General features: G+C 73.5%; 6 protein-coding genes. 3 read left to right on the top strand and 3 right to left on the bottom strand.

The genetic code is table 11. From position 1 onward, the window contains the following. The 3 genes from J1M38_RS05465 to J1M38_RS12175 all read left to right on the top strand — a co-directional run. The coding region (locus tag J1M38_RS05465) for an aldo/keto reductase (protein WP_241246502.1) at positions 1–1020 on the top strand (1020 nt) is incomplete at its 5' end. A gap of 157 nt (positions 1021–1177) precedes the next feature. Next, on the top strand, positions 1178–2518 hold the full coding sequence (gene gdhA / locus J1M38_RS05460; RefSeq protein WP_020621604.1) for an NADP-specific glutamate dehydrogenase: 1341 nt from the start codon (positions 1178–1180) through the stop codon (positions 2516–2518). A gap of 569 nt (positions 2519–3087) precedes the next feature. Beyond that, positions 3088–3771, top strand: a complete 684-nt coding sequence (locus tag J1M38_RS12175; protein ID WP_274608410.1) for a hypothetical protein — start codon at positions 3088–3090, stop codon at positions 3769–3771. 141 nt (positions 3772–3912) lie between these two features. On the opposite strand, the gene J1M38_RS05450 is transcribed toward J1M38_RS12175, so the two are convergent. The 3 genes from J1M38_RS05450 to J1M38_RS05440 all read right to left on the bottom strand — a co-directional run. Continuing rightward, positions 3913–4359, bottom strand: coding sequence for a thioesterase family protein (locus tag J1M38_RS05450; RefSeq protein WP_002853740.1), 447 nt, complete (start codon positions 4357–4359; stop codon positions 3913–3915). Then, a complete protein-coding gene (locus J1M38_RS05445; RefSeq protein ID WP_061866956.1) occupies positions 4356–5576 on the bottom strand; it encodes an App1 family protein in 1221 nt (406 codons plus the stop codon). The genes J1M38_RS05450 and J1M38_RS05445 overlap by 4 nt, the downstream gene beginning before the upstream one ends. Before the next feature lie 27 nt (positions 5577–5603). Then, positions 5604–6026, bottom strand: a 423-nt coding sequence (locus J1M38_RS05440) for a DUF6508 domain-containing protein (protein WP_206501194.1), incomplete at its 5' end; no start/stop codon positions are given.

Here is a 6026-nt window from a genome sequence, read left to right as displayed (position 1 = left end):
CCCCTGCCCGATCCCGCCGCGCCCCGCCGCCTCGCCGGCAAGGACGTGCACCCCGTCGGCCTCGGATGCATGAACATCGTGCACGGCTACTCCGGATTCCTCGACGACGACGCCGCCGTCGACCTGCTCACCCGCGTGCTGGACGACGGCACCGACCACCTGGACACCGCCACCCTCTACGGCGGCGGCCGCAGCGAGGAGCTCGTGGGGCGCGCGCTCGCCCGGGCGGGGTCGGACGTCCGCGAGCGCGTGCTGCTCGCCTCCAAGAGCGGGCTCGTGCGGGACGGGCAGCGGCGGATCGACGGCCGCCCGGAGACGCTGCGCGCGCACGTGGACGCCTCACTGCGCCGGCTCGGCCAGGACCGGATCGACCTGTACTACCTGCACCGGCTGGACCCGGAGGTCCCCGTCGAGGAGTCCGTGGGAGCGCTCGCGGAGGCCGTCACGGACGGCAAGATCGGGGCGATCGGCCTGTCCGAGGTCTCGGCCGTCACCCTGACCCGGGCCGTGGCCGTCCACCCGATCGCGGCCGTGCAGTCCGAGTACTCCCTCGCCACCCGCAACCCCGAAGGGGGCGTGCTCGAGGCGTGCCGCCGCCATGGGACCGCCTTCGTGGCCTTCTCCCCCATCAGCCGCGGCCTGCTCACGGACGCACCGCCGCGGCTGGGCGGGCTGGACGCGGGAGACCTGCGGCACCGGCTGCCCCGCTTCGCCGAGGGCCACTACGAGGCCAACCTGACGCTGCGCGAGGCGCTCTCGGCCGAGGCCGTCCGGCTCGGGACGAGCACGGCGGGGCTCGCCGTCGCCTGGGTCCTGGCCCAGGGCAAGGACGTCCTGGCGATCCCGGGCACCACCTCGTGGGACCACTGGCTCGAGGACCGGGGCGCGCACGAGGTGCGGCTGACCCCGGCCGACGTCGCCCGGCTGGACGGCCTCGTCAATGACGCGACCGTGGCGGGCCCGCGCTACAGCGAGAGCCAGCAGGCCAGCATCGACACCGAGGCGGCGCCGCCGCGCTGAGCCGAACGCGGGGCCCGGGGTGGCCCGCGTCTCATTTCGGCAACAGAGCGCGCTCCCTGTCAGGATGGGCGTCAGGCACCGCGGCCTCCTCCGACCGCGGCGCGCCACGGCGGGGGCACCGCGGGGCGTCTTTATCCCGACGTCCGAGGAGGACACCATGAATGAGTCTCTGGAGACCCTGCGCGACGAAGTGTTCGCGCGCAACCCCGGCGAGGCCGAGTTCCACCAGGCGGTGTCCGAGGTGTTCGAGGCGCTGGGGCCGGTGGTGCAGCGCCACCCCCAGTACGTCGAGGCCGGGGTCATGCACCGCCTCTGCGAGCCGGAGCGCCAGATCATCTTCCGCGTCCCGTGGATCGACGATGCCGGCGTCGTGCAGGTCAACCGCGGGTTCCGCGTGGAGTTCAACTCGGCGCTCGGCCCGTACAAGGGCGGGCTGCGTTTCCACCCCTCCGTGTACCTCGGGATCGTCAAGTTCCTGGGCTTCGAGCAGATCTTCAAGAACTCGCTCACCGGCATGCCGATCGGCGGCGGCAAGGGTGGCTCGGACTTCGACCCCGCCGGCAAGTCCGACCGCGAGATCATGCGGTTCTGCCAGTCCTTCATGACGGAGCTGCATCGCCACATCGGTGAGCACACGGACGTGCCGGCCGGTGACATCGGCGTGGGCGCCCGCGAGATCGGCTACATGTTCGGCCAGTACAAGCGACTGACCAACCGCTTCGAGGCCGGCGCCCTCACCGGCAAGGGCCTGACGTGGGGCGGCTCGCTGGTCCGCACCGAGGCCACCGGCTACGGCGCCGTGATGTTCGTCGACTCCATGCTCCGCACGCGCGGCGAATCCATGGACGGCCAGCAGGTGCTGATCTCCGGCTCCGGCAACGTGGCCATCTACGCCGCGGAGAAGGCCGCCGCGCTCGGGGCCACCGTGCTCACCGCGTCCGACTCCTCGGGCTACATCGTGGACCCGGACGGCCTCGACCTGGACCTGCTCAAGCAGATCAAGGAGGTCGAGCGTGCCCGTATCTCCGAGTACGCCGAGCGCCGCGGCGGGCGGTCCCGCTACGTGACCGGCGGCAGCGTCTGGGACGTCGAGGGCACCGTGGCCCTGCCGTGTGCCACCCAGAACGAGCTCGACGAGTCCGCCGCGCGGACCCTGCTGAAGAACGGGGTGAAGGCCGTGGCCGAGGGCGCGAACATGCCCTGCACCGAGGCGGCCGCCCACCTGTTCGTCGACTCCGGGACGCTGTTCGGCCCGGGCAAGGCCGCCAACGCGGGCGGCGTGGCGACGTCGGCGCTGGAGATGCAGCAGAACGCCTCGCGGGACTCGTGGAGCTTCGACTACACCCACGACCGGCTCGAGCAGATCATGCGCGACATCCACGACCGCTGCGTGGAGACCGCCGAGGAGTACGGCACGCCCGGCAACTACGTGGCGGGGGCGAACATCGCCGGGTTCATCAAGGTCGCCGACGCGATGATCGCCCAGGGCGTGGTCTGAGGCCTGGCCCTGCCCCTTCCGTGATCCTCCGCCGCCCTGCGACATCACCGCCGTTCTGACGCGCGGTGATGTCGCAGGGCGGCGGTCGCTCGAGGGCACCCGACTCCTGCACAGGCTCCCCGACGTCGGGTGCCCTCCACCGCCGACGCGGCCGACCCCTCACGCCCCGGACGGGCCCACGACACTGGGCCGCATGACCCTGCTCTCCGACCACTCGCGTGCGCTGCTCCCGGGACGCGGGCCCCTGCTCAGCGCGGCGGACCCTCACGACGGGGCGGCGCGGCGTCGTCTCGAACGCGCCTGGACCCGCGGGGTCCTCGTGCGGCTCTGCCCGCGCGTCTACATCAGCGTCAGCGACTGGGCCGCGCTGCGTCCGTGCGACAGGGCGGTCGTGTCCGCCGTCGCCCTCTCGATCGCCCGCCCCGCGACGGTGTTCACGGGCCTGACCGCGGCCCGGCTGCACGGTCTGGGGCCAGCCGTCGAGCCGCCCGCGCTCGAGCTGCGCGCCCCCTCGCCCGGGCATCACGGCTGCGGTCCGCTGACCCGCCGTCCCCCTCGCCCCCTCCCTGGTGGCCCACGACCGCCGGCTTCCCGTCCCGCCGCGCCGCCGACCCCGGTGGGGGCTGCCGGAGGCGGCCCCCGCCGCGCCTCAGCCGGTCGAGGCCGTCCTGTCGGACGGGCAGAGCCTGGGAACCGTCCTGGCGGATCCGCTGCCCACGGTGCTGCTGGTGCTGGGGGCGGCCACCCCGTTCCGCGACGCCGTGGCCCCGCTGGACGCGCTCGTCCGAGCCCGGCCCGAGGAGGCCGCACGCTGGGCGAGGCAGGCGGAGAGCCGACTCAAATCCGCGGCCGCCCTCCGCCGATTCGAGCGGGCCTGGCACTTCGCGGACGCGCGGGCGGAATCCGCCGGCGAGTCCTACAGCCGGGCCAGCATCCACGAGCTCGGCTTCGTCCCGCCCACGGCGCTGCAGCATCGCCACCGGGATGCGAACGGACGCGAGGTGGCCCGCACGGACTTCTGGTGGGAGCAGGTGCGGGTGTACGGGGAGTTCGACGGGCTGGGCAAGTACGACCTGTCGTTCTTCGACGGTGACGACACGGCCCGCCGCGCCAGCATCCGCCGGGAGAAGGAACGGGAGGTGGCCCTGCAGCTGGTCACCCGGGCGGGCGCGCATTGGACGTGGGGAGACCTCCTGCGGCCGGACCGGCTGGCGCGGATCCTCACCGCCGCGGGCGTCCCCCGCTCGGTCTGATCCACGGCCGTCCCACGGGCCCGGTCCCGACCTCCGCGAGCCCGAGCGTTCGACCTCCGCTCTGCGACATCACAGCCGTGCTGCACGGCGGTGATGTCGCTGGGCGGCTGCCGGGCAGTCAGCAGCCCACATCAGCCTGCCTCAGCCGGCCAGCGCCGCCCGCTGCTCGGGGCTGATGCGCACGGGGCGGCCCGTCTGCCCGTCGACGAACACCATGACGGACGTCGCGGTGGCGCAGAGGGTGTCGTCGACGCCGTCGTGCAGGGCGTAGCCCACGTGCACCGAGGCGGCCTTCACGGCGTCCACGCTCACCACCACGCGCAGCGGCACGGGGCGGTAGGGCATCTGGGCCCGGTACTTCACAGTGTGCTCGGAGATGAACGTCCGCACACCGGGGGCCACCCCCTCGAGGAGGTCGATCGGCGGGGCCTGCCCGCCACCGGCGCCGGTGTTCGCGGGCACGCCGAAGGCCGCCACGCGGGCCTCCTCCAGCAGCTGCACCACGGCGATGTTGTTCACGTGGCCGTAGGCGTCCATGTCCGCCCAGCGCAGCGGGATGCGGACCTCGACGGAGCGCGAGGCGGTCATCGGGCGGCCTCCTCGTCCGCGGGCCGGCCGTCGCGCTGCCCCGGGGCGTCGAGGGTCGCCGGCGCCTCGTCGTCACCGAGGATGTCCTCGCGCCATGCCTCGGGCTGCACGTCCACGAACTCGACGGGCAGGATGCCCAGGTCCTCGAGCTGATTGGACAGCGTGGCCCCGTCCGGGCCGTAGCACCACGGGATGCCCGGGGTGGAATGGCGGGTGTCCTCCGCCCGGCCGCCCGCGAGCAGCGCCTGCGAGGGGGTCAGCTGCCGGATGACGATCGCCTTGACCCGGTCGGGGTGGCGCTGCGCGAACTCGGCGTAGATCTCGGGGTCGTGCTGGCCGTCGTCGCCCACCAGGATCCACTGGATGTCCGGGAACTGCTCGGCGAGGCGCTCGAGCTGGACCCTCTTGTGCTCCTGACCGGAACGGAACCAGCGGTCCCTCGTGGGCCCCCAGCTGGTCAGCAGCAGAGCGCCGAGCGGGTAGAGGTTGCGGCCCAGGAAGCGGGTGAGGGTCTGCGCCACGTTCCACGCGCCCGTGGACAGGTACAGCACGGGGGCCTTCGGCTCGAGCTCGGCGATCCGGCGCAGCAGCACGGCGATCCCCGGAGTGGGCGTGCGGGCGTGCTCGTCGATCACGAACGAGTTCCAGGCCGCCAGCAGGGGGCGGGGCAGCGAGGTGACCACCACGGTGTCGTCGATGTCCGAGACCAGGCCGATCCGCGCGCCCGGCTCGCAGATGTACAGGTCCATGACGGCGTGCTCCTCTTGGCCGCCGACGTGGAGGGTGGCGGTCTGCCAGCCGGGCTCCAGCTCGACGTCCAGCACGACGTCGACGACGCCCATCCGGTCCGTGCGCACCGTGGTGCGCAGGTCCCCCACCTGCACCTCCACCTCGGCGTAGGCCATGGGCGGGGCCACGAAGTTGCGCCAGCCGCGCACGCCGTCCGCCACCACCTTCGACAGCCGACGGCCGTTCATGAACTCCTCGTCGGAGGCGATCACCACACGGGAGAGGATCCGCACCCAGCTGGTGCTGCCGTAGCCCGTGAACGCCATGACCGTCGGCACGTTGCCGGCACGCAGCGCGCGGGCGCGGTGCCAACGGTTCCACCCCTCCTGCAGGTGCGTGGCGACGTTCTCCACGGGAGTGGGGTCACCGGAAGGGGCCAGGCGGCCGCGCCGGGGCGCGGGCGTGGGGGCGTCGGAGGCTGCGGGCATGCGCCCAGTATTCCGCACCGTGCGCTCTCAGCGGATCTCGGGGACCAGCGCGGTCAGGCGGTCCAGCATGCGGCCGACCTTGCCGTTCTCGATCGCGGCGGCCACGTGCCCGTTCGCGAACCGCTCGCCGCGCACCAGGTAGGTGAACAGCGTGCCGAGGTCGGCCAGGGACGCCTCGGCGATGCCGGCCTCGCTCACCCGGTCCACGTTCCGCAGGTAGTCGACGTCGATGCCCGCCAGCTCCTGCGCGGCCACGAGGCCGGGGAACACGCGGTCGTCGTAGTCCGGGTAGACGCCGCCGAGGGTGCCGGGCGCGGGGGCGCCGTAGGAGGCGATCGGCCGGGCCTCGGTGCCGTAGCCGGCGGCGAGCAGCTCGCGCAGCGCACGCACGGCGGCCACGCGCTGGGGCGTGGGGGTCTGCGGGCCGGTGAGGGAGGCGTCGTCGTCGGG

Source organism: Micrococcus sp. KRD070 (assembly GCF_017168435.1).
Classification (GTDB): domain Bacteria; phylum Actinomycetota; class Actinomycetes; order Actinomycetales; family Micrococcaceae; genus Micrococcus; species Micrococcus luteus.
This window is presented reverse-complemented; position numbering and strand designations above follow the sequence as displayed.